This window comes from Bowmanella yangjiangensis (assembly GCF_017255015.1).
Lineage (GTDB): Bacteria > Pseudomonadota > Gammaproteobacteria > Enterobacterales > Alteromonadaceae > Bowmanella > Bowmanella yangjiangensis.
On record NZ_JAFKCS010000822.1, the window covers coordinates 1 to 316 of the forward strand.

The 316-nt window shown below is 69.0% G+C and carries 1 protein-coding gene; it reads right to left on the minus strand.

Going from position 1 to position 316, the window contains the following annotated elements:
* Positions 1-304 (minus strand): hypothetical protein (locus J0A65_RS26840; protein WP_206597212.1); only part of this gene is annotated, 304 nt, incomplete at its 3' end.
* Between the last annotated feature and the right edge of the window lie 12 nt (positions 305-316).

The following is a 316-nucleotide window of genomic DNA, read 5'->3' on the forward strand; positions in this document are numbered from 1 at the left end:
CGCCCTTGGCGCTGATCCAGGCGCCGGCGCCGACATCGGCATCCTGCACCTCCAGGCGTAGCGGCTGATCGCTCGGCGCCACGCCGATGCGCGCCTCGCGCCCCATCAGCAGGGTGCCGATACGCAGTTCGGTGACCTTTGCCGGAATCATCAGCGTCGCGTGATCGGCGACCTCCAGGCGGTCCAGCCGCAGGGCGGCGCTGGCCACAGGCAGGCGCATCAACGCATTGGCAGGCACCTTGACCTGGCTGTCAGCCAGCGCGACGCCAGTGCACAGGCACAGCAACAGAGCGAGCTTACGCATGCGCAGCCTCCT